23 protein-coding genes are annotated in these 25397 nt (G+C 40.5%); 13 read left to right on the top strand and 10 right to left on the bottom strand.

Annotation, left to right across the window (positions count from 1 at the left end):
• Positions 1–220: 220 nt before the first annotated feature.
• Positions 221–643 carry a photosystem I reaction center subunit II PsaD gene (locus B4U84_RS04055; protein WP_131115698.1) on the bottom strand — a complete coding sequence of 141 codons (423 nt, stop codon included), beginning with the start codon at positions 641–643 and terminating at the stop codon, positions 221–223.
• A 107-nt stretch (positions 644–750) separates the two neighbouring features.
• The gene (locus B4U84_RS04050; RefSeq protein ID WP_131115696.1) at positions 751–2748 is read right to left on the bottom strand and encodes a DICT sensory domain-containing protein; all 1998 of its coding nucleotides are present in this window, start codon (positions 2746–2748) and stop codon (positions 751–753) included.
• 456 nt (positions 2749–3204) lie between these two features.
• Between B4U84_RS04050 and B4U84_RS04045 the strand changes: the two genes are divergently transcribed.
• Positions 3205–5502, top strand: a complete 2298-nt coding sequence (locus B4U84_RS04045; RefSeq protein WP_131115694.1) for an amylo-alpha-1,6-glucosidase — start codon at positions 3205–3207, stop codon at positions 5500–5502.
• A gap of 74 nt (positions 5503–5576) precedes the next feature.
• Here B4U84_RS04045 and B4U84_RS04040 read toward each other — a convergent pair whose 3' ends face one another.
• Complete coding sequence (locus B4U84_RS04040) at positions 5577–5906, bottom strand: DUF2973 domain-containing protein (RefSeq protein WP_017309653.1); 330 nt, start codon at positions 5904–5906, stop codon at positions 5577–5579.
• A gap of 211 nt (positions 5907–6117) precedes the next feature.
• Positions 6118–6456 (bottom strand): DUF2605 domain-containing protein, encoded by a 339-nt coding sequence (locus tag B4U84_RS04035; RefSeq protein ID WP_131115692.1) that lies wholly within the window; start codon positions 6454–6456, stop codon positions 6118–6120.
• Positions 6457–6976: 520 nt separating this feature from the next.
• Here B4U84_RS04035 and thrS point away from each other — a divergent pair.
• The 3 genes from thrS to B4U84_RS04020 all read left to right on the top strand — a co-directional run bounded on the left by thrS (position 6977) and on the right by B4U84_RS04020 (position 9365).
• Positions 6977–8827, top strand: coding sequence for a threonine--tRNA ligase (gene thrS / locus B4U84_RS04030; protein WP_131115690.1), 1851 nt, complete (start codon positions 6977–6979; stop codon positions 8825–8827).
• 65 nt (positions 8828–8892) lie between these two features.
• Positions 8893–9081 carry a hypothetical protein gene (locus B4U84_RS04025; RefSeq protein ID WP_016859040.1) on the top strand — a complete coding sequence of 63 codons (189 nt, stop codon included), beginning with the start codon at positions 8893–8895 and terminating at the stop codon, positions 9079–9081.
• On the top strand, positions 9066–9365 hold the full coding sequence (locus B4U84_RS04020) for a type II toxin-antitoxin system RelE/ParE family toxin (RefSeq protein ID WP_017309657.1): 300 nt from the start codon (positions 9066–9068) through the stop codon (positions 9363–9365). Before B4U84_RS04025 ends, B4U84_RS04020 begins: the two co-directional genes overlap by 16 nt.
• A 232-nt stretch (positions 9366–9597) precedes the next feature.
• Here the strand turns inward: B4U84_RS04020 and B4U84_RS04015 are convergent, their stop codons facing one another.
• Entirely contained in the window at positions 9598–10899 is a 1302-nt protein-coding gene (locus tag B4U84_RS04015; protein ID WP_131115688.1) for an ABC transporter substrate-binding protein, read from the bottom strand.
• Positions 10900–11056: 157 nt separating this feature from the next.
• Between B4U84_RS04015 and pilM the strand changes: the two genes are divergently transcribed.
• The 4 genes from pilM to B4U84_RS03995 all read left to right on the top strand — a co-directional run bounded on the left by pilM (position 11057) and on the right by B4U84_RS03995 (position 16418).
• Positions 11057–12163, top strand: coding sequence for a type IV pilus assembly protein PilM (pilM, locus tag B4U84_RS04010; RefSeq protein ID WP_131115686.1), 1107 nt, complete (start codon positions 11057–11059; stop codon positions 12161–12163).
• A 146-nt stretch (positions 12164–12309) separates the two neighbouring features.
• Positions 12310–13074 carry a PilN domain-containing protein gene (locus B4U84_RS04005; RefSeq protein ID WP_131115684.1) on the top strand — a complete coding sequence of 255 codons (765 nt, stop codon included), beginning with the start codon at positions 12310–12312 and terminating at the stop codon, positions 13072–13074.
• Positions 13071–13826 (top strand): pilus assembly protein PilO, encoded by a 756-nt coding sequence (locus tag B4U84_RS04000; protein ID WP_131115682.1) that lies wholly within the window; start codon positions 13071–13073, stop codon positions 13824–13826. Before B4U84_RS04005 ends, B4U84_RS04000 begins: the two co-directional genes overlap by 4 nt.
• Positions 13827–14048: 222 nt before the next feature.
• Positions 14049–16418 (top strand): type IV pilus secretin family protein, encoded by a 2370-nt coding sequence (locus B4U84_RS03995; RefSeq protein WP_131115680.1) that lies wholly within the window; start codon positions 14049–14051, stop codon positions 16416–16418.
• Between the two features lie 172 nt (positions 16419–16590).
• On the opposite strand, the gene B4U84_RS03990 is transcribed toward B4U84_RS03995, so the two are convergent.
• The 3 genes from B4U84_RS03990 to B4U84_RS03985 all read right to left on the bottom strand — a co-directional run bounded on the left by B4U84_RS03990 (position 16591) and on the right by B4U84_RS03985 (position 19167).
• Positions 16591–17292: an acyltransferase gene (locus B4U84_RS03990; RefSeq protein ID WP_131115678.1), complete on the bottom strand. Its 702-nt coding sequence runs from the start codon at positions 17290–17292 to the stop codon at positions 16591–16593.
• A gap of 766 nt (positions 17293–18058) precedes the next feature.
• A complete protein-coding gene (locus tag B4U84_RS31880) occupies positions 18059–18181 on the bottom strand; it encodes a hypothetical protein (RefSeq protein ID WP_017309665.1) in 123 nt (40 codons plus the stop codon).
• A gap of 362 nt (positions 18182–18543) precedes the next feature.
• On the bottom strand, positions 18544–19167 hold the full coding sequence (locus B4U84_RS03985) for a hypothetical protein (protein WP_017309666.1): 624 nt from the start codon (positions 19165–19167) through the stop codon (positions 18544–18546).
• 70 nt (positions 19168–19237) lie between these two features.
• On the opposite strand from B4U84_RS03985, the gene psbP reads away from it, so the two are divergent.
• The 5 genes from psbP (at position 19238) to B4U84_RS03960 (ending at position 23391) form a co-directional block, all read left to right on the top strand.
• A complete protein-coding gene (gene psbP / locus B4U84_RS03980; RefSeq protein WP_026081804.1) occupies positions 19238–19780 on the top strand; it encodes a photosystem II reaction center PsbP in 543 nt (180 codons plus the stop codon).
• A gap of 178 nt (positions 19781–19958) precedes the next feature.
• The gene (locus tag B4U84_RS03975) at positions 19959–20552 is read left to right on the top strand and encodes a Maf family protein (RefSeq protein WP_131115676.1); all 594 of its coding nucleotides are present in this window, start codon (positions 19959–19961) and stop codon (positions 20550–20552) included.
• Between the two features lie 120 nt (positions 20553–20672).
• Positions 20673–21329: an Npun_F0813 family protein gene (locus tag B4U84_RS03970; protein ID WP_017309669.1), complete on the top strand. Its 657-nt coding sequence runs from the start codon at positions 20673–20675 to the stop codon at positions 21327–21329.
• 132 nt (positions 21330–21461) lie between these two features.
• On the top strand, positions 21462–22388 hold the full coding sequence (locus tag B4U84_RS03965) for a hypothetical protein (protein WP_017309670.1): 927 nt from the start codon (positions 21462–21464) through the stop codon (positions 22386–22388).
• 25 nt (positions 22389–22413) lie between these two features.
• Positions 22414–23391 carry a helix-turn-helix domain-containing protein gene (locus B4U84_RS03960; RefSeq protein WP_131115674.1) on the top strand — a complete coding sequence of 326 codons (978 nt, stop codon included), beginning with the start codon at positions 22414–22416 and terminating at the stop codon, positions 23389–23391.
• 102 nt (positions 23392–23493) lie between these two features.
• On the opposite strand, the gene B4U84_RS03955 is transcribed toward B4U84_RS03960, so the two are convergent.
• Together B4U84_RS03955 and B4U84_RS31875 are read right to left on the bottom strand one after the other, a co-directional pair.
• Positions 23494–24237, bottom strand: coding sequence for an SGNH/GDSL hydrolase family protein (locus B4U84_RS03955; RefSeq protein ID WP_017309672.1), 744 nt, complete (start codon positions 24235–24237; stop codon positions 23494–23496).
• Positions 24238–25080: 843 nt separating this feature from the next.
• Entirely contained in the window at positions 25081–25215 is a 135-nt protein-coding gene (locus B4U84_RS31875) for a hypothetical protein (protein ID WP_278248283.1), read from the bottom strand.
• Positions 25216–25397: the final 182 nt, after the last annotated feature.

The raw sequence follows: 25397 nt of genomic DNA, 5'->3' as shown, positions 1-25397 counted from the left end.
CTGGATAGATTTTATATTTTATATTTCAGAACTTGTACTACTTTAGTTATTAATTCTTAATTATTTTCAGCAAACTCTAGTTAGGTTAGCAATATAGGGCAAACGCGGAGACTAAAAGACGCGGCGAAACGGAGAAAGTTTGAGAAACATTTTCCCCGTATCTCCGTGTCTTTAGTTTACCGTGTCTGCGTTAGTGACTATTTCCTTAATTCAGTATCAATTAAGGAGCGTCGTAGGTAGCTGTGCCACTGAACTTGACTTTAGAAGGACTGGGATTTTGACCGATTCTGCGATCGTTGTAACGTACTTTCTCCCGACCTGCGTTGACTTTCTCAGGGAAGACACCATCAGCCGGATGAATGTAGACCGTTTCGCCGTTAGGATAAATCCGGTAAATTTTGTAATCTGTGATTTTGAATTTCCGGAGTTGTCCACCTAGAGCAATGCATTGCTCTTTACGAGCTAAATATAGCAAGTTTTGTCCTTGCGACATAACGGCAGCGCCACCTGTAGGCATTTCAAAGACTTGCTCTTTCGGGCTAGTCCAAGTGATAGCGTATTTTTCTTCGACTTCTGCTTTTTTGAGCAGACCGCCAGTGCTGCCGCCAAATTTCGGAGTTTGTCCAGAAAGTGTTTCTGCCATAAAGCGTCTCTCAACGTTTTTACGGCATCGTAACACCGCTGATGGGGACATATGGCGATTGTGTAAGGAACTGTAACAGTTGGTCAAACAATTTTGAATTTTAGATTTTAGATTTTGGATTTTGGATTAACCTCAACGATGGGTATGGTGAAATGAAACTGACTACCCTGGTTTTTGCCCTCGGATTCTGCCCAAATATCACCTCCCCAGCCATTGACAATTTGACGACATATTGCTAAACCCAGACCTGTACCGCCTGTGCTACGTCTGAGCGCTCCCTCTTCTTGATAAAAGCGGTCAAATACAATTTCTAAGCGATTGGGTTCAATACCTCGTCCTGTGTCTGCTACAGTGACTTCAACCATTGGCGCGTCATTGCGAACGGCTTTGATGGTAATTAGCCCATTGGGTGGTGTGAATTTGCAAGCGTTGTCTACGAGTTTGGCGATGACTTCGACCAACCAATCACCGTCAGCTTTGACTAAAGGTAGGTTACGTGCTAATTCTGTTGTAATCTGGGGCAATTTTTCATCCCCTGCCAAGCGGGTGCGAAGACGACTTAGGGCTAAATCGACACACTCTTGTAAGGTTAGTGATTCAGGATGCCATTCTACTCGCCCACTTTCTAAGTTGGAAAGCGTGAGGAAATCTTGGATCAGCTTTCGCATCCGTTCGGAGTCGGAAAGAGCGGTGTTTAGCATTACCTGGCGCAATTCTAAGGGCATATCTGGTTCGGTAGCCAGACTTTCCAAGCACACCTGAATTGTGGATAGAGGTGTACGTAATTCATGACCGGTGATGGCGATCAGGTTGCTACGTGTACGATCTAGGGCTTCTAATTGTTTGTTGAGTTCTCCAAGATTGGCGTAGGCTTCGGCTTGAATTAGAGCAGTTCCGATGTGAGTGGCGATCGCTTCTACTAAATCTAATTCACCAGCCTGCCAATCATGGGGAGTTTCACCACAATAATGCAATTCTACTATACCCAATAGCCGCCCTTGAAAAAGCACTGGTTCCATCAGCCAAGAGCGAATCCCATATCTCTCGACAATTTGCCACAGCGCTTTCGAGTTAATTACCCGCGAGTCGTTGAAAGTATCAACAACTCGGACACCTTCACTCTGGATGACCACTTCCTCAAACAGAGGATTGTTTTCTAAAGGCCAAGTTTGTCCCAAAAAAGACAAAACACCGGGAATTAAAAACTCGTGTTCAATGATGGCTTGGGCGTCTGTAGCTTGAGCGCGGTAAATTAAACAACGACAAGCCCCTAAGTTTTGTCCTAATTCTTGGGCTGCTACCCTGAGAATTTCGTGAGGATCGAGCGATCGCCTAATTGCGGTACTAATTGAGTTGACTAATCTTTCTTTTCGTGCTTGGGCAGAAATCGAACGGTAAGCTTTATGCAATTTGTATTGACTCGCTTGCAAATAAGTCACTAAACGTTGCACAAACGGATCGGTATCAATATCGCAAGCGTATTCACTCAGTAATTGCTTGGCTCTGTTGCTACTCTTGCGCCCTCCGAGACCAAAGCGCTGACATGCTTGATCGATTTTATCTCTTAACTCTGGTCTATAGGCTAAAATCCGCTTTAGCAAAAGTTCGGCAGCTTTGAGGCTGACTCCCCGTTCCGCTGTCCAAATTCCTTCAAATCTTCGCGCCGCGTCCATATCCAAACCAGGGCTTAATTCTCGTATTTCCCTATTCTTAGCTAAAGAACCAAGACTTTCCCGACAGACTAAACAAGTAGCATAGTTTTGAGCTATGACTACCAAATGCCACTCTTGGCTGAGAGCATCATCTGGTTCAAAAGCGACCTTTTCGTAAAATTCCGAGCTGTTAGTAAAATCAGTTTCTGGCGCAGATAATACATATACCTGATTACTTCGCTGGGCAAGTCGCTGATAGCGATGAGCTTCCTGACGATAAAATCGCTCTCTTTGAAAGCTAGCAATTATCAAAGGCTGCTCTAGAGTAGCAGCTAAAACCTGATCCTCCATCGCGTGGGATAAGGCTGTTAGCGATGCTTTGAAGTATAGTTGGGGCCGCAGGTTGGGTATAGCCTGTAGCAAATCACTCAGCACGGAAGTTGAAATGCTCATGAACGTCCTAAAAGAGCCACAATTCTGGACATGATTCACGTCACAGCTGCATTGTACAAATTACAACGGCCTTTCAAATCAAGCATTTCGTTGCAATATGTAAAGAATGGTGAACACTGCCAGCAGAGCGACGCTGTAAATTGGGTAAGAACGCAATCACGCAAAAGTCGTGGAGGCGGAACAATGAACAAGATTCATTGCCGAGAAACTCAAAAACTCAATCAAAAAATTGAGATGAAAGTTCCTGTGTTTTGTGTTTTTCTACGCAAATTTTTATTTCACTTTAGAATTATAAAGATTTGATAATCTGACTTTGATGCGTTTTTGCCCACTAGCTAAATGTGATTATCATTTATTTTTGGTAGCATAACTCACAAAGTTTTGATCACGCGTCTTTTTTGATGTTGACGCTCAACTGAACCTGAAAAATATATATTTTATACGGAATACTGGCTGATGACACCGGATATATTGATGACACCGGAGAGGATTTTTCTGGATGGAAAAACTTTTGTCCCCGCAGAACTACTACCTATACCTGAATGGCCTTGTGTCATTAGCGAAAGAGCGCAGTTGACACTGACTGTTAAAGATGATGACTTATTTTTCGTTACAGATACTCTAGGTAATATTTCTGCGTGTTCGCTCACTGAAGGCAACCCTAGTATGGGGCTATTTTGTGCTGATACACGATTTTTGAGCCGCTTAGAGTTGCAAATTGATGGGCGATCGCCTGTGTTATTAAGTAGTACTGCTGACAAGGGTTTTTCACTGTCAGTTTTATGTACTAATCCGAGAATCGATGATCGCCTCCAAGCTGAAACAATCGGGATCCGCCGAGAACTAGTCCTGAATGGCGCACTTTTTGAGGAATTAGAAGTATCGAATTATAGCACAAGTACAATCAATTTTGAACTGAGTATTAGCTTTGATGGCGATTTTGCTGATTTATTTGAAGTCAGAGGTTTTGGTAGAGAAAAGCGAGGAAAGCTTTTGCGTCTGATTGAGCCGACTTTTGAGGAAGATACAGCAGTTTCCTTGGATGGTGCTTCACCTCTGAAAATTCACCCTGCTGCATCCGACGATAAATCTTTAACACTGGCTTACCAGGGTGTAGATGGCTTGGTGATGGAATCTCGGATTAATTTCCAGCATCGACTACCAGACACTTTCAAAGGTTACACCGCAATTTGGCAGCTAGAGTTAGCATCGCACGAAAAACAAAAATTGGGCTATCGAGTCAATATGCTCACAAATAACAAGCCCAGTTCTACTGTCAGCGCTCCTGTTACCTTGGGTCAAGCAAAAGCTGCTGAGATCATGGAAGAGCAAAATTGGGTGCAACAAATTACACGTATTCGCACGGACGAAAAAGGTGTTGTCAATCGTGTGATTGAACGCGCCGAAGAAGACATGTATTTGTTGCGTCAGTCCTTTGGCAAATATAAAACTGTGTCGGCGGGAGTACCTTGGTATTCAGCATTATTTGGTCGGGATTCTATCATCACAGCTTCCCAAACTTTGATGCTAAATCCTGAAATTGCCAAAGAAACTCTGATTCTGTTATCTAAATATCAAGGTAAAGCCGAAGATGAGTGGCGCGACGAACAACCAGGTAAAATTCTCCACGAATTACGTTTGGGAGAATTAGCCCGGTGTCAGGAAATCCCCCACACTCCATACTATGGTACTGTTGATGCTACTCCTTTGTGGCTGATGCTATACGCCGAGTATTATGCATGGACACATGATACAGAAACTTTAGAATACTTATGGCCGAATGCATTGGCAGCGATGGATTGGATTGATCGCAACATTAAAGAAACTGGCTACCTCAGCTATCAGCGTAAATCCAAACGTGGTTTAGCTAACCAAGGCTGGAAAGATTCTGGTGATTGTATTGTCAATCGTAAAGGCGATTTAGCCAACGGGGCGATCGCTCTTTGTGAAGTCCAAGGTTACGTCTACGCAGCCAAAATGCGTTTGGCAGAAATTGCTAGAATGAAAAAGCGCTTAGATTTATCAGATCGTTGGCTAGAAGAAGCCAAAAATCTTAAACTGCGCTTCAACAGAGATTTTTGGATGGAAGACCAAGATTTCTGTGCTTTAGCTTTAGATGGAGATGGGAAACAGGTAGACAGTATTACCTCCAATCCTGGTCATTGTCTACACTTGGGTATTTTTACGCCAGAAAAAGCTTACAGTGTCGCCGAACGCTTACGCGCACCAGATATGTTTAATGGCTGGGGTATTCGCACCCTCAGCAGCTTGTCACCTGCTTATAATCCGATGGGATACCATATTGGTTCTGTCTGGCCCCATGATAATTCTTTAATTGCCATGGGATTGCGATCGCTCGGTTTAGTCGATCAAGCCTTGGAACTTTTTGAAGGTTTATTCGACATGACTAAAAAGCAGTCTTATAATCGCCCTCCAGAGTTGTTTTGCGGTTTCGAGCGTACCACTGATGACAGCTGTCCTGTACAGTATCCAGTTGCTTGTACACCCCAAGCTTGGGCTACAGGTAGTGTTTTTCAGTTGCTGCATATGATGGTGAATCTAGTCCCAGATGCGCCCAACAACTGCTTACGAATTATCGACCCTGCTTTACCAGAGTCAATTAAACGCTTGTCCCTGCATAATTTGCGAGTCGGTCCCACCATCCTTGATTTAGAATTCGAGCGTTCCGGTAACACCACAGCTTGCCGCGTCGCCAAAAAACGCGGTAATCTCCGGGTAGTCATCGAAGCCTAGACTAGAGAAGAAATTAAGGGTTAGGGATTAGGAACTAGGGACTAGATTCTTACCCGATCCCCGATCCCCGATCCCTAACTTTCCTCTTGACTTTCTCTTTTCTGTCCTGGTGAAGATTCGTAAAGAGCATCAAGTTGTTGACGAGCATCATCGACGTTGATAGAACGCATGACTAACAAGGGTTCTTTAATTAGATTGCCAGAACTATCTAACAATTCTGGATGAGGTGTGAGTCCCTTTCTTGATGTTATGTGGGGATAGTTACCTTGATTTGCCATTGACGAGTACCTAGCTGGATAACTCCGGTCTCTATCAAAACTGAACATGATTAAATTGCGGATTAAATTGCCAACAGCGATAAAAGCAAGAATTGTAAAAGCCAGAATATAAAGCAGATGTAACATCGGGTTTTCCTCCAGGGGCAAAAATCTTAAAATCATTTGTGACAACGATTTGTTTCGCCTAGTTTTATTTAAAAACTATGGCAAACCACCAAAAACTCTGTTCCTAAGCCTATGTTTGCGGTCTTAATTTGTAAATCAAAAATTAGTGTCTTATAAGTTACATAACTCACTTAAGTAAAAATCTTGTTAAAGGTTTTTGAGCTTCTGTTATTTATACACCGTCTTGCTGTGGTGAATTTGCGTGTTCACTCCGGAAATACATCGCTACTTTCCAGCATTGCGATAACAATTGATGCCAAGGCATTAATGTTGCCATATCAATCCCAACTTGTCCTTCTGTTGCACTAAACAGCATCTTGGCTGTGTTCACCTCTTCTTGGGCTTGCTTGACTCGCTCTAGCAAAGCAAATTGCTCCTGGCTACTCAGAAAATTCAGTTGCTCTGTTTCCAGCAAGTTACGCGATCGCGCAAACCAATACTGAAAATCTTCCAACAGCGGTTGCAAAACTGTCTTTAGCAACTCAGGCTCTGGTAAATTTGAGTCTCGCATAATTGACAAGCATATTTCTAACTTTCTTACTAATATTAACGCTATTTACGATTCTTAACATTTAGAATATATCACTCATAGGTTACAATTTTGTAAAAAACTGTATTTTGTATTACATATTAATATTATATATAGATGCAAAAATTTTTGTAAGGATTCTTAAGGCAGATCAAAGGAGAATAATTTAAATATTTTTTAAGTATTTAGGGAAAATAGAAATAAGATTAAGTAATAAAGATTGAAAACATAAAACCTCCAAAATTTATATAAAAACTCATCTGTGGATCGGGGATCAGGGATTGGGGATCAGGGATCAGGGATCAGGAATTATTTAATTATTCTTTTTATTAATTCGCGAATCTTTAATCCCTGATTATTTCTCTAAATCGTTAATCCCCAATCCCCAATCCCCAATCCCCAATCCCTGATCCCCGATCCCTGATCCCCAATTCCCTCAAGGTCGCTAATATATATGTCAGTCCTCTTAGTCGAAAATTACTCGTAAATAATTACCTCGCCAATGGATCAGCAGCCAATGTCGTCTTCTGAACAATCGAGTCCATCAGAACAAATAGAGAAAAAAATTTATTTACCACGTACTAGCGAATCAGAAAACTTAAAAAAAATTCGTCACACCACATCTCACGTCATGGCGATGGCGGTGCAAAAGCTGTTTCCCAAGGCACAAGTTACAATTGGTCCGTGGATTGAAAACGGCTTTTACTACGATTTTGATAGTCCAGAAGCATTTACCGACAAAGATCTTAAAGCCATCAAAAAAGAGATGGATAAGATTATCAATCGTAAACTGCCAGTAGTTAGAGAAGAAGTTAGTCGAGAAGAAGCTGAACGCCGGATTAAAGCAATTAACGAACCTTATAAGCTAGAAATACTGGCGGATATCAAAGAAGAACCGATTACAATTTATCACTTGGGTAATGAATGGTGGGATTTGTGTGCTGGACCCCATGTAGAGAATACTAAGGAGTTAAACCCAAAAGCTATTGATTTAGAAAGCGTTGCTGGTGCTTACTGGCGTGGAGACGAAACCAAAGCACAACTACAACGCATCTACGGGACTGCGTGGGAAAACCCAGAACAGCTAACAGAGTATAAGCGGCGTAAAGAAGAAGCATTACGACGCGATCACCGTAAATTAGGTAAAGAATTAGGATTATTTATCTTTTCCGACTTAGTAGGGCCAGGATTACCATTATGGACACCCAAAGGAACCTTACTACGGAGTATTCTAGAAGACTTCCTCAAGCAAGAACAAATTAAACGCGGCTATCAGCCAGTGATCACTCCCCATATCGGTAGAGTCGATTTATTTAAAACCTCTGGCCATTGGCAGAAGTATAAAGAAGACTTATTCCCGATGATGGCAGAAAATGAAGAAGCAGCGAGCCATGAGCAAGGCTTTGTTCTCAAAGCCATGAATTGTCCTTTTCACACTCAAATATATAAGAGCGAATTACGTTCTTATCGAGAGTTACCGATACGGTTGGCGGAATTTGGTACTGTCTACCGCTTCGAGCAATCTGGGGAATTGGGCGGTTTAACGCGAGTACGAGGCTTTACTCAAGACGATGCTCACATATTTGTCACCCCAGAGCAACTAGACAGCGAATTCCTCAACGTCGTAGATTTGATCTTGTCAGTGATTAAAACTCTAAAACTCGATCATAACTTTAAAGCACGACTGAGTTTTCGCGATCCGGCTAGCGATAAATATATTGGTTCGGACGAAGCTTGGGACAAAGCTGAAAGCGCCATTCGTCGCTCTGTCGAAACTTTGGGAATGGATCACTTTGAGGGAATTGGTGAGGCTGCTTTTTACGGCCCCAAACTAGATTTTATCGTCCGCGATGCTCTAGAGCGGGAGTGGCAACTAGGAACTGTGCAAGTAGATTACAACTTGCCAGAAAGGTTTGATTTGGAGTACGTCGCTGAAGATGGTTCTCGTAAACGTCCAGTGATGATTCACCGTGCGCCTTTTGGTTCCTTAGAAAGACTCATTGGTATTTTAATCGAAGAATATGCTGGAGATTTCCCTTTGTGGTTAGCACCAGTACAAGCTAGATTATTGCCAGTCAGCGAAGTGCAGCTCGATTTTGCCAAAGAAGTAGCAGCAAAAATGACAGCTATAGGTATTCGAGCAGAAGTTGATACCAGTGGCGATCGCCTGGGTAAACTCATTCGCAATGCTGAAAAAGAAAAGATCCCCATCATGGCCGTGATCGGCGCCAAAGAAGTAGAAACTAATTCTTTGAGTATCCGCACTCGTGCAAATGGTGAATTAGGGACTATACCTGTGGACGAAGTTTTAGATAAAATTAAGGAATCGATCAAAAACTTCGAGAATTTTTAACAATGTATAAGGTGGGCATTGCCCACTTGCCTATATTGCAATATAAATTAATTAGAAATTACATTATGAGTTCTACAAAACAAAAGATACAATCTCTTTTGAACCAATTACCCGATAATTGTTCTATAGAAGATGTCCAATATCATTTGTACGTCATTGAAAAAGTCCGGCGCGGTTTAGAAGTAGCCGAACACCAAGCAACCAGAACCCTAAGTGAGGCCGAAGAACGATTGAACAAATGGCTTATCAAGTAGAATGGTCTCCCAAAGCATTAGATGATGTAGAAGCAATTGCCATATATATAGGTCGTGACTCGGCTTCCTATGCTGCGACAGTAGTCAAGAAGATACTTGACACAACAAGTAACTTAAGCAAGGAACCTTTTTCTGGTCGCATTGTACCAGAGTTAGGTAACGATAATATCAGAGAACATTTGGCATACAGCTATCGAATCATCTATCACATTCAGGGAGATACTGTTACTGTCGCCGCTGTGATTTACGGAAAGAAGCTACTCGATAAATTTGAAATCGATTAAATAGGATAGCCTATGAGTTAAATCAAAAAACCAAGAGATTTTTCACACTCAAGCAAAAATGCAACCGGATAAATATAGACAAAAAACCCATCTATAATTTATCCGGTTTTGCTTTATTTATTATCGGAGCCAATCGAAGCCAATCGAAGCCAATCGAAGCCAGAGAACAAAAAACTCTATCCCAAATCCCAAAACCCCTTATACCCCATTCCCCGCTCCCCGATCCCTTTAACTATTGACGACTATTCCACTCCTGTGCTGCATCTTCTACAGCTTTATCTACTGTCTTCTCATCTAACATTGCTGCTTGCAGGTTCTCATAAATTGCTTTTTGTAGGATATTGAAATTTTTCAAAGTAGGTGTTAGTACTTCTGCTTGTTGCATTTGACTAGCACTAATCGCTCTAGCTTTATCTATTGTGGGGGCGTTTGCTGGTATTTTTTTAAAATAGTCATCAGATAAAGCCTTGACTGTGGAAGGTAGAACATTTGCTTGTTTAGCAAAGGCTAGCTGATTTTGGTCATTGGTAACAAATAGAGCAAATTTGACAGCTGCGTCTGGTTGTTTGGTATCACGAGGAATAACTACATTCATCACAGCCACATTTTTCTTACCAGTTTCGCCAGTAATTTGAGGTGCTATGGCTGAAACTTTTGCGATCGCAGGTGCATTATTAGCAATTTGTTTCAAAAATTCTGGACCTGAAGCTAGTAAGGCTGTTTCTCCAGATTGATATAATTCGATAGCATGACGATGTCCTTGTGTCAATACTTCTTTTGGCAGTAGACCTTTTTTGTAAAGATCTACCCAGTACTGAAATGCTGCTTTACCTTGAGCAGAATTAAAAGCAGCTTTACCTTGGGCATCAACTAAAGTAACTCCCATCTGCACAAAAGATTCTAAAACTTCACCAGAATCTTGCGGGACAAAAGTTACAAAAAATGCATACTTACCAGTTTTATCTTTTATTTGTTGGGCTACTTGTGCCAATTCAGCATAAGTAATAGGTGGCTTATTAATACCTGCCTGTTTTAATAAATCAGTGTTATAAATAGTTAGCCGTGTGGTGAGATACCAAGGTATTCCAAAACTCTTACCATTCAGCGTGCTAGCTTTCCATATATTCGGTAGATATGAGGAACGTACGTCATTTGGGACTTTTGTATCTAAATCGAACCAAGCGTTTCTACTTGCTAATTGAGATGCAAAATCTGGATTTAAGTTTACAACATCAGGTGGCGTTTTTGCGGATACAGCTGTTAAAATTTTGTTTTCCATTTCTGCCCAAGGGATATCCACCCAGTTAACCTTTATACCTGAATTTTGCGATTCAAAAGTAGTAATTAGGCTTTGGAAGTAGTCTGTAAATTGAGGTTTGAGTTGCATAGTCCAAAACTCAATTCTTGCGGCTCCCGAAGATGCCTGTTTTGTGCTTGGGTTAACATTACCTGTGCCACAACTGACAATCCAACTTGTCAATAAGCCAACTAACGCCCAAACAGTTAATCTTTTGAATTTTTGAATTTGAATCATTGTGCTTATAGAGTCAATGGTCAATGGTCAATGGTCAATGGTCAATGGTCAATGGTTAATTTGAAATTCTCTTTACTCTTAACAATTGACAATGGACTATGGACTCTTGACTTTTAACATTTAAATTTTTCAATTTAGCATTTATGCGGGCAAAACAGTGGTTAAAATTATCAACAGTCTGTTTAGCAAATCTAAAGACGGAGTTGGCATCGAACTTGCACCGCAATGTGTGAATGTCGCTCGTTTACGCAAACAACGCCAAGGTCTGAAACTAGACGCTTTAACATCAGTGGCTGTTCCAGAAGGTGTTTTTGTCGATGGTCAAATTGCTGATCCTCCAGCAATGGCACAAATTATCCAGCAGGCACTTACAGAAAGTAAAATCAAAGCTTTTCGGGTTGCTACTGCTGTTACAGGACGAGATTCAATTGTACGTCTCATTCCCGTTCCATCAGAATTAGATGATAAAGAACTGCGCGAAATGGTGTTAAACCACGAAGCAGGTTTATATTTGCCTTATCCTCGTGAAGAAGCAGATGTAGATTATCAAAAACTTGGCTACTTTGTAGATGAAGATGGAATTGAAAAAGTCAAAGTGTTGCTGGTTGCAACTCGTAAGGAAGTCACTGATACATACATAAATACATTCGAGCAGGCAGGATTGCAAATTGATGTCTTAGAAATCAATTCTTTTGCACTGATTCGGACAATCCGTGACCAGTTGCGGCAATACGGGCCACAAGAAGCAGCAGTTTTAGTCGATATAGAATTCGATAATACAGAAATTGCCATTATTGTCAACGGAGTACCGCAATTTTCACGTACGATTCCTCTGGGAACGAATCAAATGCAAATGGCACTAGCTAGAGCAATGAGCTTACCTGCATCACGAGATATAAACTTGTTGCAGGGGATGACAATTCCTCTCAATATCACAGAAGGCGCAAAAACAGGTGTTACTGAAGCGAATCCTGGTGTAGCAGCAATGATGCGCGTGTTGGCAGAACTCACAGATGAACTGCGCCGTTCCATCGATTTTTATCTCAATCAAAGCGAAAACTTAGAAATAGCCCAGATTTTTTTAGCAGGTTCAGGTGGAGGACTAGCACAGTTAGATGAGTTCTTCACACAAAGATTGAGTTTACCTACCTCTCAAATAGATCCAATCGGCTCTTTATCTTTGGAAGTTGACGAAGAAAAGTTTCCCGCCGTCCAACGTCCTGGATTGGGAATAGTACTCGGTCTTGGAATGCGTTTGGTGTGAGGATTGGGTATTGATTGGGACAACGGAAGGGAGTGTGGGAAGTGTGGGGAGAATAACCAATGCCCCATGCCCAATGCCCAATGCCCAGTGCCCCATGCCCAATGCCCAATGCCCAATGCCCAATGTCGAATGACAAATGACGAAAAATGTACAGTTTAGATATTAATTTTCTTAAAGAGCGGCCAAATTTTCAAACAAAGACTGAAAAGAAGGCAAATGTAGCGATCAATACAGGGAATTTAACGCCTGTATTTATTGGGGTGGGAGTTGGTGTAATTTTCCCTGCTTTTGTAGCAGCTGGTTTGTGGTTTTTGCAAGCTAAAAATGCTGAGTTAGAGCAAACAATTGCCCAATTAGAACAGGAAAATCAAAGCTTAGATGCTCAAATCGGCAATATTAACAAGATTAAGGAACAAACCAACAAAGTCAAAGCGGAAACACAATCTTTAGTGACTGTGTTTGATCAAATTCGTCCTTGGTCTGCAATGTTACAAGATTTGCGCGATCGCATTCCAGCCACAGTCCAAATCGAAAACGTCAAGCAAATCCCACCTGCTGCTGCTGTTGAGGGACAGCCACCACCGAATCCAGCCGGAGGAATAGAAATTACTGGTCTGGCTCGCTCTTTTAATGATGTCAACGATTTTTTGCTGACTCTACAACAATCTCGTTTCTTTAAAGCCAGTGAAGCCAAAATTATTTCCACAGAACTAGTAGATGCACCATTAAGAAATACTGGTACTCAAACCGGTGTAACAATTAAACCACCTAAACTAGCCAAATACACTATTCAAACCAGTCTCAGCGATATCCCAGCTTCAGAGCTAATTCGCGAATTAGAAAAAAAAGGCACAGTGGGGTTAGTCGCACGTATTCGTAGTTTGCAAAAAACAGGAGTCATTCAAAAATGACGCTGAGTGAAGATATTAATTTTATGGAAGGCGGGGAATTAACCGAGGCAAAATCAGCCTACCCCGTTGTATTTGGCATTAGTTTTACACCCAAAATTATAGGCATTTTGGTCGGAGGGGTGGGATTTATTGGCGCACTTTATATGTTGTTGACATTAGTAATGCCGGCTTGGGACACCTTCGGACAAAACCAAAACAAACAAAGTGAACTGCAAGGACAAGTTGATCAAAAGAAAGCCACTATCAAACAGATAGATCAAGTTAAACAAGAACTCGCAGACGCCAAGCAGCAACAAACTCAAGTTTTAGGTTTATTTGCCAATGAGAAAACCTTAGACACATTACTACTGGACTTGAATCGTTTGGTTGAAGCTAACAACTCTACTATTTCCATCAATTTTACCAAAGCCGAACTGAAGAAATTTGTACCAGTTTCAGATAAAGCTGAACCAATTACTGATGGCTCATTGGGAAAACAAGTAGATGGCAAGCTCAAGCGTAGAAGCGTAAATATCGAAATTCTTGGAACTTATGAACAAACGCAATCCATACTTCGTAATATTGAGCGTTTGCAAGCTTTATTAATAGTAAAAGACTATCAATCTGCTTTAGCTCCCCAACCGACTCCAGAACCAGGCAAAAGGGTATTGCGAGTCGGGCCAGCACCAATTTCTACATCCTTTCAGTTACAAGCACTAATTCCACTTAGTCCGGAAGAGGCCGCAGCTGTTAAAGCAGAACCGAAGAAGTAAAGGACATGGGGGACATGGAGGACATGGGGGACATGGGGGACATCCGTGTCCCCCTTGTCTCCCCACTCCCCTCAAATTAATTTAATGACACTGTGTTATTTCGATAGAAGTTTTGGGAAATATACAAACTATAAACACAATTAACAGCGCACTTACGTATAAACACCAAGAAATTGGTTGCAAAAATAGTCAATAAATTTGGTTAAATATGAGGAATTAACTGTGAGACAGCTTCACGGTAAAGGTTTAGATTTAATATTAGGTGCAACTACAATAGTTTTTTTAGCTGCTCAACCAGTAAAAGCACAGGTGACGCAAATTACCGATGTGCAGCTAAAAACAGTTAATGGAGGAGTGAATGTTGTTTTAAAAACTTCTACTGGTTCGCGTCCGCAAATTTTTACGACACAGAGGGGCAAAACTTTAGTTGCAGATATTATTAATACTCAATTACGTTTACCCCAAGGCAATAGTTTCCGCAAAGAGAACCCTATTCCAGGAATCGCTTCTATTCAGGTGACTCAGCTAGATACCAATAGCATCAGAGTCTTAGCAATTGGTACTGACAGCGCTCCCAATACTCAGCCTTTGGTGCGGGGAACAAATGTCATGACTCTTGCCTTAAGTCCGAGTACAGGAACTACAGCATCAGCACCTACTCCTAACCCCAGTCCATCAGTTCCACCCGTTGTCCCCAATCCCCAAGTCAGTATTGATGGTACACCAGCCCAAACAGCTGGGCCAGGACAAGCACAAACCCCAGTACCACCTTTTTTACCTAGAGCAGTTGCACCACCAGTCGGAGATATTGCCATTTCCAATATCGATGCTTCTCCGAGTAGTGTTGACTTAGGAACTCAAGAACGTGTACCCCGGCTTGTGCTAAGAGATGCACCAGTTAGGGAAGTGTTGTCATTGCTTGCTCGCGCTGCTGGTTTGAATTTGGCTTATACAGGAGCAGAAGCAGCAGGAGGAAAGGGGGGACAAGGAGAACAAGGAAGTTCGACAATTTCTTTGGATATAGAAAATGAGCCTGTACAAGATGTGTTTAATTATGTCTTGCGCCTGAGTGGTTTAGAAGCAAATCGTAGTGGACGTACAGTTTTTGTAGGGCCGAGACTACCTAATTCCACCCGTGATGTAGTTATGCGGAACTTGCGACTGAATCAAGTAACAGTGGGGAATGCTCTCAACTTTTTGGTGTCCTTGGGTGCAGAAAGCGCTGTGAACCGCGAACGCCAAATCACTAATGTCAGTGCTGTTCCTGTGGGTGAGGGAGTTGCTCCGATTACTCAAACTCAGACAACTACAGAAACAAGAGTTGAAACTCAACGCATAAATTTTCAGGACTCCAAACCCTTACTTAGAGGTTTGCAAGCACTCGGAGACGAGCGGACAAATTCTCTAACTTTAATTGGCCCTCCTAGACTAGTTGAGATGGCTATGGCTCAACTGACTCAATTAGATGTACGCCGTCGGCAAGTAGCAGTTAATGTCAAAATTATTGATGTTAACCTTTTGAATACCAAGGACGTTAACACCAGCTTTTCCTTTGGTATTGGCAATAATTACTTTGTCAATGATGGTGGTGCAGCATCTCTAAATTTTGGTGGATCTAGACCAGCTACGAGTGCAGAAGCATCTAGCAGTGTGACAAGTACACCAGTAATCGGCAATCCAATTCAGGGAGATGGTGTATTTCTCAGTGATGGTTTCTTTAACTCTCAAGGTAGACCTTCAGCTGATGCACCTATGAATACCAATCCACTACAACCTAGTATTTCAGAGTTTTCTCCAGGAACTCCGGGAGAAACCACAACCGAAATTGTGCCGACTGCTATTGATCCTGCTACAGGACTACCCACTAGGTATGGTTTCCAAACTACAACGACTCCAGGAACACCTGACACATACACATTTTCTCTTCCTTCTTTATATCAATTTCCTAAACGTTTTCTCTTGAGTTTGCAATCTCAAGTACAAAGTGGCAATGCCAAAATTTTGACTGACCCGACTCTAATTGTGCAAGAAGGTCAAAATGCTAGTGTCAAACTGACTCAAGAAGTGCTAGGAAACGTTACGAGCAAAATAACTAGCACGGATGGTATAGCTACACAAACAATTACTGCTGAAAAAACAGATGTAGGTTTAACCCTTAGTGTCAAAATTGAGCGTATAGATGACAATGGTTTTGTTTCTCTATCAGTGGCTCCCGTTGTCAAAGCACCCCAATCATCTGCTGATCTAAATGTTGGAGGAGGTAATTTCCAAAAAATATTTTTAGTTTCTGAACGCTCTCTCAATTCTGGCTTGATTCGTTTACGTGATGGTCAGACACTTATTCTTAGTGGGATCATTCAAGAAACAGACAGAGCTACTGTCTCTAAGCTTCCCATCCTGGGTGATCTTCCCTTAATTGGTTCGTTGTTTAGAAGGACAAATAAACAAAATCAGCGTCAAGAAGTAATTGTATTGCTTACACCTCAAGTTATGGATGATTCTGAGAAATCATCTTATGGCTATAGTTATACTCCTAGTCCAGAGGTGCGGCAAATTCTTGAGCGTCGTGGTTTACAGGTTCCGAAACAGTAGGTGATGTGGGTCAATAAGTTTATATAGCAATCCTATATGATTGTGATCATCGCAAAGCCCAGATCCCCGACTTCTGTTGAGAAGTCGGGGATCTTGTTTCTCACGAATGATTTAGAAAGTTTAAAAATGTGAGTGAATCATCCCACCATATAAACGGATGGGGCTTATTGTCTTACTCATCACTATTTTGATAATTAAATACCAGTTCCTTTGCATCGCGTTTTTTAATTACTTTTGCAGGTACTCCCACCGCTATAGAGTAGGGAGGAATATCTTTACTAACAACTGCTCCTGCTCCAATCACACTACCTTCACCAATAGTGACTCCATCTAAGACTGTGACATTATGTCCTATCCAGCAGTCGTCTTTTATAACTATTCCCTGGCGGGTAACACCTTGATCTGCGATATATGTTGTTGGGTCTGTAAAATTATGATTATTAGAAAATATTCCTGTGTGAGCAGCAATTAAACAGCGTTTACCGATAGTTATATTTCCCGGTCCAGCAATACATGCACCAGGACCAATAAATGTTCCTTCACCAATTTGTACACAAGTGTTGTCTAAAGCACCAATAGTTACATCTTTTTCAAGTGCGACGCCTTTTTCTAAGATAATTTTGTTATTTTCTCCTTTCGCATCTATACGGACACCTTTAAAAATATGCACATAACTGCCAAGTTCAATTTGATTAGTACTTATAAATTCAACACCATTTTGAATATAGACTGAGTTATCTATTTTGGCAAAAATAAAACGATAAAGTAGCTTTCTTAAACTAGGACCAAAAGCTATTGTTGGTAATTCTCCTAGCAAATTGATTAGTAAAACTTCTTTCAGGCGCTGCACTTTGGATAAAGATTTTTGATTCATAGCTTTTTCTCCATATTCTTGATCTAATTCATGAATTTTTTTGTTGTCTATGGACAACTATAGCTTTTGTTATTTTGTTAATAATCTCTCATAAATTTAATTTTTTTTAGTAATTTACAGAACAAGGCTGATACTTTTGGTAGATTTTTACCCAAAATAGATCATGTCAAAAAAGTGCAAGACGATAAATCATTTGTAGTTAGTATTACTAGACATAAAAAATAATTTCCACAAAAATTCTTTTGTTTTAACTACATTGAAAATCAAGTTCAAGTTTGTTAAAGACAACAATAATTTGTCTCATCAATACTCGGTTATATTAAAATTTTTGTAGCTACAAAATAATTGTCATAGCTAACTTGATATTGCTTGTATTTTATGAGAAGAAATTTTTTCGGTTGAATGCAGGTATTAAAATCAAAAGAGTATTGTCTAAGTAATATTGCTCAACCAATGACATGGTTTATCTTACTCAACCATCAAACTAATCAAATATCAAAGTTTATGGTTGAAAGAGATTAATGCTCGGTCTTTTAGTAAAGCCAGAGATTTATATAGCAGAATTAATATAGGGTATAGCCTACAGCTATCTTCTGCTAAATGGTTATAATCTCCTCAATAAGTTAGTTAGACAAGTGTTCTTTTGATCAAACTACATTTGTTGAAGCTTCTGTGTTGAGTAGTGAAAGTTTGCTTTTTTGCATCAACTAAATGTAGGCAGTAATTTTTCGTTTTTCCAAAAACTTTCTTCTATGCTGGGATAACACTAGGGCGGAAATTCACCAACTTCAGCCATCACATTGAACCGAAGTGCAAACACATAAGCACTTCCTCGATTCATATAACGGCTTTCTTGCAGCCAATTTTTGTAGTGCGCTGCTTTAGTCATGATGGGCGTAGGTTAACCACAGACAAATTAAACTGGGTCTGTAACTTTAGATATTTAAAATTACTTACTTTAATTATCTATAACATAATTTGTTTAATAATTCGGAAATAAAAAGATTCATTTAATTTTTCTTATATTTGATGAAAATGTAATTAAGTTTCATATATTGATTGACTACTTATATTAACTTAAATAATATTGCTTCTTGCTAAAGGTAGATTTTTGAGCAAAAGCAAGGACTATTGTAATAAGGTTCGCTTAAGAATTTTGCGTCATAATCTTTGGGTATATGGAGACGTTGCACTGCAACGTCTCTACAGGATTTAAATGTCAATTGATTTGTTCTATCCGAACCATATTGACTAGTTAATGGCGATCGCTAACCAAGTAGGATAAGCATAAGAATCAACAGATAATAACTTTTGTTCTAAGTAATTACCGAATATACGGTTGGCTGTGGCTTGAAGATTCTCGAATATACGCTCATCATCACCAAAAGCTTCAAATGCAAGACTCCACCAAGTATTTTCTTTGAGCTTCAAAGAAGTCAATTCCACTTTACAGGCGTTATCAACGGTTTCATTTTCCGAAACAGGTTGTAGGGAAAAATCATCTAAAACTTCGTAAAGTTGAGCATAGCGAAGTTTTTGCACACTCACCCACACAGGATGATTTGCAATTTGGTGTGCTTGAAAACTTTCTCTCGTCGAGTCATGACATTCCCACTTACTCCACTTTTCGACTTTCCCCTCCGCAAATTCACCGAAACTCATGACGCCTAATTCAGCTTTGCGCCATTTGACTTCTAGTTGTTGTTGCCGTAATTTGATACCCAAAAATTCACACTCAGGAGAGTAAAGATATAAATCTTTTCGTGGTGCTTCTGGTTGTGAAGATTGAACTAGACAATGTTGCTCAAACCAAAATTGAATATTTTCTGGTATGGTACCAGGGTAAAACCAGCGCATTTCGTAAGTTGTTAGCATCCGTGGGAGAATGAAAAACGACAAATCACACTTGCCTTGTATTGCTTCCAGCCCAAAGGAATTGAAACAAATGTGGAAACGAATTGCAGTAATTTTGTTACTAGTATTAAGTTTTAGCCTTACTAACTACGGTACAGCGTTTGCCGCACTCAGAAGTTTTGTAGACACTAGTGATGGCTATCAATTTTTATATCCTAACGGCTGGGTACAAGTTAGAGTTAATGACGGGCCGGATGTGGTCTTCCACGATTTGATAGAATTTAGCGAAAATGTTTCTGTAGTCATCAGTCCAGTAACAGAAGGTCAAAGCCTAACAGAATTAGGGACGCCAGGTGAAGTAGGATATAAGCTAGCCAAAAATGCTCTTGCTCCTGATGGTTCAGGACGTACAGCCGAATTAGTCAATGCAGAGCAAGTTGAATCTAATGGTAAAACATACTACAAGTTAGAATATTTAGTTACGCTCCCCAATAAGCAACAACGACATAACCTCGCCAGTGTTGCCACCAGCCGAGGTAAGCTTTTTACATTAAATGCCTCAGTGCCAGAAAAACGCTGGCGCAAAGTTAAAGGCGCCATAGAAGAATCTGTTGATTCTTTTTCTGTATATTAGTCATTGGTCATGGGGGATCGGGGATCGGGGATCGGGGACAGGGGATAGAGCATTGGTATTCTCTTTGATCACCATGTTTTCCTGCTCCCCACACCAAGCACACTCCCTGATCTCCTATGCTCGATCCTGATCCCCGATCCCTGATCCCCTTTCCCCTTTCCCCGATCCCCAATAAACTATGGATATTCCAATGTTTATACTTGCATCTGCTTCTGCAGCGCGACGCCGTTTGTTACAAACTGTTGGTATTGAACCGATTGTTTGTCCTAGTGATTTTGATGAGTCGCAAGTGAAAATCAGTGATCCGGCGCAGTTAGTAGAAATTTTGTCTCAACGAAAAGCGGAAACTGTAAGTCCTCAGTTTGAATCTGCTTTAGTCATGGGTTGTGATTCGGTTTTAGCTGTTCATGGTGAGATTCATGGTAAACCAGCAGATGCTGAGGAAGCACGCCAACGTTGGCGGATGATGCAGGGAAGTTTTGGTGATTTATATACTGGTCATACTTTGATTGATAATTCACAAAATTGTAGTTTAGTCAAGCATCAAGTAACAAGAGTTTATTTTGCCCAGATTAGCGATCGCACCATTGACGCCTACATAGCCACGGGTGAACCTCTCAAGTGTGCTGGCGCTTTTGCGCTGGAAGGTCGTGGTGGTTTATTTGTGGAAAGAATAGAAGGCTGTCACAGTAATGTGATTGGGCTGAGTTTACCCCTGTTGCGGCGAATGTTAGAGGAATTGGAGTACGATGTGACAGATTTTTGGAATTAGGAATTGGTTGTGATTGAGAAAAATCAACAATCAACAATCAAGCACCAACCACCAACTAATAAGGTTATGATATCGCCATATTAATAAGAATGCCCCTGTGAGGAGTTATCTGCTAGTGTCATGTTTATTCTTAAAAGGCAGGATGTTGAAATATCGACAATTGAACACCCAAAACGGGATCAGCAAGTACTGATTCTTAATTATCAGGGGCAGACCTTTAGATTAATCAGTGTATTTAAAGCTAGCCAAGAAGAAGAAGCAAAATCTTTGTGGAGAGATTTAAGCGATAACAAAGGCAAAGCTTGTGTTTTGCTGGAAGAACCAGAACGTTTTAGTATCTGGGGCAAAATTCGTCTAGATCAGCTTGGTAGTGACACGGATAGTCATAGTAATATTGGTGTTTTGACTCAAGCTAGTGTTTTGCTATTGCAGGCTGTGTATATGGATATTGAAGACCTTTTGGGTACTAGACAAGCTGCTTTATTTGAGAAAGAAATGGTTGAGACTTTGCAAAAATGGCAGTTTCCCCAAGTGTCTTCGGCTGAAGGAGTCAAATACTTACTAGAAGTAGATCCGCTAACTACTCCAGCCTTCAATTGGCAAGAACATCATGTCATCAAGTTATTGCAAGATCTGCATCGGTTAGGAAAAGCATATTTTGGCAATACTAACTTTGCCCGTTCCGTAGCTGATAAATTACAAGATATGCCGGAAGGAGAGCGATCGCTATTCATCAGTTGGCTAAATCAGTCTCCACTGAGTAAACTGTGGCATTAGTGTATATCAGTGTTTGTTGACGTTGAATGCTAGTTCATTGAACATATAAATTGGCAAAAATCTTAATTTATAATGTTTATAGCGATTTTGCGCTCAAAGAACATTGAGAATATTATGTCACGGGCAAAAATAATGAGTAGCATTTACGACAAGTCTCAAGGTTCTAAATCTTTATTCACCACTCAGAATATAATTTTGGCTAGCATCGCTTGGAGTGTGCTGGCACTATTGTATTTTTTATTGTTTAGTGCCAAGGTTCCCGTAGGAGTAGACTGTATAGCAAAACTGAGTGCAAAAGCCCAAGAAGCAGCAAATTGCTTAAGACGTGCTGATTGGTACGTTTTGGGGACGAATATTTTTGAGGCAACAGCTTATCTATCTGCTAGTATTTTATGTCTAAGGAATTGGCGCAGTCAGCAAATTATTAGCGATCGCAACGTCTGGCTAGCTATTGGTATCGGTATGCTTTCTTATTTCCTGGGAGGGATATTTTTTGGATATACGGAAATCGTCTTAAAAGAAGAACCTTTCCCATCATTAGGTGATGTATTTTTCGTAATCACATATCTGTTGCTGGGCGTAGGTATAATTTTAGCAGTGGCTTCTAGGCGACTGAATTTGGAAACTTCGCAGTGGATAATAATATTGGCAATAGGAGCCTTTGGCAGTGCGTTAGCATGGCTAATTTCCAATCAACCACAGACCGCAGCAGTCCAAGCCCAATATTCTCCTGGGTTAAAAGTTGTTGCTTCTGTTTTAAATTGGTTTTATGTGATCAGCGACGTATTGCTGTTAATTATCGCTACTACTCTACTGCTTGCTTTTTGGGGCGGACGAGTTTCTCTTTCTTGGCGTATGATTGCAGCTGCGGCATTTTCGCTCTACATTGCAGATATGTGGTATAAATACGCCACAAATTCGATTCCCAATTATCAAAGTGGAGAGATACTGGAAGTGTTTTGGGTCTGGAGTGGAATTTTATTTGGTATGGGTGCTGTCTTGGAATATGACACATCCTTAAGCCGTTCTCGTCGAGAACGGAACAGAAAACGTAGTTAGAAAATTTTTTGTTTGGTGTCCCGCCGTGAGAAAACTAACAGAATCTGATAAACAAGAAATCTTACAATTGTACCGTCAAACTGCTGAAACAACCTCTACTTTGGCAGAACGCTATGACGTAAGTAACTCGACAATTAGTCGTCTACTTAAAAGTACTTTACCAGAAGATGAGTACGAGTACCTTGTTTCGTTAAAGCGTGCTGCTAGAACTCCTGAAGGAAAAGCACAGGTCAGTTATGATCATCTACCGTCTTTTGTGCAGGTAGAACCGGAGGTTTCACAGCAACCGCAAGAAAAAGTAAGTCCACCCCAACAGTTGCAACCCACTCCTGTGGTTGCAACTGATTCGACTGATTCAACCTCCAACAGCAGACGAGTCAAGCGACGTTCTTCTGCACCGGATGAGATCCAACCACCAGTCATTAAGCAATTAGAACTTTTAGTAGAACCCAAAACTCAAGAAATCACCAATATTCGTAGTCCGTTAATAGAGGATGTACATACAGATTCTCAAGCGATCGCTCATATGCTGGGTGAAGAATTGCTAGACGAGTCGGAAGAGTTAGAAGATTTAGATGAGGATCTCGAAGAAGAAGACTTTGATGATGAAGACTTCGAGGAAGAGGAGGAAGAAGAATATCGAGAACGACCACGTCTAGTGACCAGAACTAGAAGTGGTGACAGTTTTGTCCGAGTCTTACCCTTCTCAGCCGCTAGTTTACCTAGAACTTGCTATTTAGTGATTGATCGTTCCTCAGAATTGATTACCAGACCATTGCGAGAGTTTGGCGATTTGGGCTATATCTCTAATTTAGAGACTCAAGAAAGAACTTTGCCGGTGTTTGATAATCACCGAATTGCAAAACGCTTTTCTACCAAACGCGATCGCGTGGTCAAAATTCCTGATAGCAGAATGTTGCACAAGGCTCGTTATCACCTCCAAGCTAAAGGTATTACTCGGCTATTAATTGATGGTCAGGTTTATTCTTTGTCTTCGGTTTAGTTTAATTGTTGGCGGTTCTTTTGTGGACTTTTCAAGAATCCGTTAACCTAAGCATGGGAGTCACCCCCGATGCTTAGATTAACGGATAATCAATAAATTTGATTAAAGTACCTTCTTGAGAGCTTCAAACCAACGAGAGGCTAATTTTCCTTCGCCAGTATTATTGGGGTGACATCCATCGGTAGTATCATACACATTGAAACCACTATACTGATCTACGACGGTCACAGGTGATTGATATGTATTGGTTTGGTTGGCAAGGTTGGGAATTAGTGAATTAAATGATATTTTACGCTCCTCAGCACCACAGGTTGTAATAATTTGAGCCAGCAGTATCTTTATGTATGGATTATAGTATCGGAGCTTTTGAATAATTCCACGTATGTCTTCAATAGTACTCTCTGGGCTTTCTCCACTTCCCAAATCATTAGTACCTAAATGAATTAGCACTATATTTGGTCGAGTGCTGCTTGCCCATTGGTCAATCTGAGCTAGTATCTGATCAGCTCGCCAACCACAATGACCCTCATTATCTAAATCAAAATCTTGCAAGGGAGGAACTCTACCACAATTAACTCGGAGTGAACCAACAAAATCAACACTATAACCTGCATTGAGTAAATAAAACCAAAGTAATCGACGGTAGCTGTTTTGACCGATCTCTCCTCCAGTAATTGAGTCGCCAAGAGGCATAATTCGTGTAGAACTAGAGTTTTGTGCAATCAAATATGGTTTACTATTTTTGTTTGCACCGAATGCTGTGGCATTGAAAGTACTCTTAACTGTAATTTCTAAAGTCACAAACGTAACTATAATGCTTAAAGTTATCAACCACCAACGACGCATATTACTACCTCTTCAATTAAAGAAATGCAGTTAACTTGATTGGTCGCGGTTGCTAAGATAATTAGGAGCTAAAAATTGATCATAAAACTCTCCTAATTGCTGTATAGATATGCTAAAACATACCTTTACAACATGGTTTTCTAAAAAAATGCAACCTGGTTATTCATTAATTTAAATATAATATTACTAGAAATAATCATGATGATGGGTATAACCTATAAATGGTTAATTCATATTTTTATGCTAGCTATTACATGTTTGTAAAAAGATTTAAATTCGAGTTTTTATTCTTCAACTTTTATTAGATATCATCTACCGTTTTTTTAAGATCAATTACTCGAACGATTGCGCTTGTTTGCTGCATTAGGATGGATAAACCATTGTCTTTGCTATCAGCATCTTTCAGCTTTTTAATCAAACCGTTGTTTTGAGGGGTAGAAACTGTAACTTAATTTCTACACATTTGTGTTCAGAACTAGTCAATTTTAAGTAGGTATTGCTGAAAAGGTGCTAAAATATTACCTATAGTAACGGTTAACTACCGTGCCGTCAGAGGATAACCCTTCCAGCATAGACTGGCGTTTGATAAACGTGCCGCAGGCGAAGTGCAAGCTCCATAGACAGAGAGTCGTTAGTAGCGCCTCAAAAGAAGTTTTTTATAACTTCGACACATATAGCGGTCAGTTAGACCGTTTTAGCCTGTAGACTGGATAATGCCGACATTGCCAGAATGAAGCAGGAAGTAAGCGTCAACCTACACATGAGTAGATTTGTCTAGTTGTGAGTAGTTATGAATAGGTCTTATGTAACGGTAGGATACCGGGGGACGATTTTGGCTGTGACTTATCCGTTGAGTTCAGGAGCGTCTGCGCTAGAAGTGCGATCGCCATACCAACCAATCACATCGTATTGGACTCCTACACCTCTTTTTTGAGTAGCTTGTTTGGTTAGCCAAAAAATTTTTGGATCACGTAACAAAATAACTGATAATTTATAAGTAAGATTGCTGGGTTTGCTAGGTATTGCATTACTGAAAAACCCAGTTTTTTATCGTGTTAAAATTAAACTATTCTTCTTATCCCCGACCGGATTACCGGAAAAAATTAGCCGAATGGGTGCTTCTAAATTCACGCTTCGGCGCTTATCGATGATTTCTTGAT

The organism is Westiellopsis prolifica IICB1, from assembly GCF_004323185.1.
Taxonomy (GTDB): domain Bacteria; phylum Cyanobacteriota; class Cyanobacteriia; order Cyanobacteriales; family Nostocaceae; genus Pelatocladus; species Pelatocladus prolificus_A.
This window is presented reverse-complemented; position numbering and strand designations above follow the sequence as displayed.

What these genes read in the sequence shown, in the direction of transcription:
- B4U84_RS03970 (WP_017309669.1), top strand. Translation starts at nt 20,673, where the DNA reads ATGTTTATTCTTAAAAGGCAGGATGTTGAAATATCGACAATTGAACAC.
- B4U84_RS04000 (WP_131115682.1), top strand. Translation starts at nt 13,071, where the DNA reads ATGACGCTGAGTGAAGATATTAATTTTATGGAAGGCGGGGAATTAACC.
- B4U84_RS03955 (WP_017309672.1), bottom strand. Translation starts at nt 24,237, where the DNA reads ATGCGTCGTTGGTGGTTGATAACTTTAAGCATTATAGTTACGTTTGTG.
- B4U84_RS04040 (WP_017309653.1), bottom strand. Translation starts at nt 5,906, where the DNA reads ATGTTACATCTGCTTTATATTCTGGCTTTTACAATTCTTGCTTTTATC.
- B4U84_RS04015 (WP_131115688.1), bottom strand. Translation starts at nt 10,899, where the DNA reads ATGATTCAAATTCAAAAATTCAAAAGATTAACTGTTTGGGCGTTAGTT.
- B4U84_RS03990 (WP_131115678.1), bottom strand. Translation starts at nt 17,292, where the DNA reads ATGAATCAAAAATCTTTATCCAAAGTGCAGCGCCTGAAAGAAGTTTTA.
- B4U84_RS04020 (WP_017309657.1), top strand. Translation starts at nt 9,066, where the DNA reads ATGGCTTATCAAGTAGAATGGTCTCCCAAAGCATTAGATGATGTAGAA.
- B4U84_RS03975 (WP_131115676.1), top strand. Translation starts at nt 19,959, where the DNA reads ATGGATATTCCAATGTTTATACTTGCATCTGCTTCTGCAGCGCGACGC.
- thrS (WP_131115690.1), top strand. Translation starts at nt 6,977, where the DNA reads ATGGATCAGCAGCCAATGTCGTCTTCTGAACAATCGAGTCCATCAGAA.
- B4U84_RS04025 (WP_016859040.1), top strand. Translation starts at nt 8,893, where the DNA reads ATGAGTTCTACAAAACAAAAGATACAATCTCTTTTGAACCAATTACCC.
- B4U84_RS04005 (WP_131115684.1), top strand. Translation starts at nt 12,310, where the DNA reads ATGTACAGTTTAGATATTAATTTTCTTAAAGAGCGGCCAAATTTTCAA.
- B4U84_RS04035 (WP_131115692.1), bottom strand. Translation starts at nt 6,456, where the DNA reads ATGCGAGACTCAAATTTACCAGAGCCTGAGTTGCTAAAGACAGTTTTG.
- B4U84_RS31880 (WP_017309665.1), bottom strand. Translation starts at nt 18,181, where the DNA reads ATGACTAAAGCAGCGCACTACAAAAATTGGCTGCAAGAAAGCCGTTAT.
- B4U84_RS04050 (WP_131115696.1), bottom strand. Translation starts at nt 2,748, where the DNA reads ATGAGCATTTCAACTTCCGTGCTGAGTGATTTGCTACAGGCTATACCC.
- B4U84_RS03965 (WP_017309670.1), top strand. Translation starts at nt 21,462, where the DNA reads ATGAGTAGCATTTACGACAAGTCTCAAGGTTCTAAATCTTTATTCACC.
- B4U84_RS03985 (WP_017309666.1), bottom strand. Translation starts at nt 19,167, where the DNA reads ATGCTAACAACTTACGAAATGCGCTGGTTTTACCCTGGTACCATACCA.
- B4U84_RS04055 (WP_131115698.1), bottom strand. Translation starts at nt 643, where the DNA reads ATGGCAGAAACACTTTCTGGACAAACTCCGAAATTTGGCGGCAGCACT.
- B4U84_RS04045 (WP_131115694.1), top strand. Translation starts at nt 3,205, where the DNA reads ATGACACCGGATATATTGATGACACCGGAGAGGATTTTTCTGGATGGA.
- psbP (WP_026081804.1), top strand. Translation starts at nt 19,238, where the DNA reads ATGTGGAAACGAATTGCAGTAATTTTGTTACTAGTATTAAGTTTTAGC.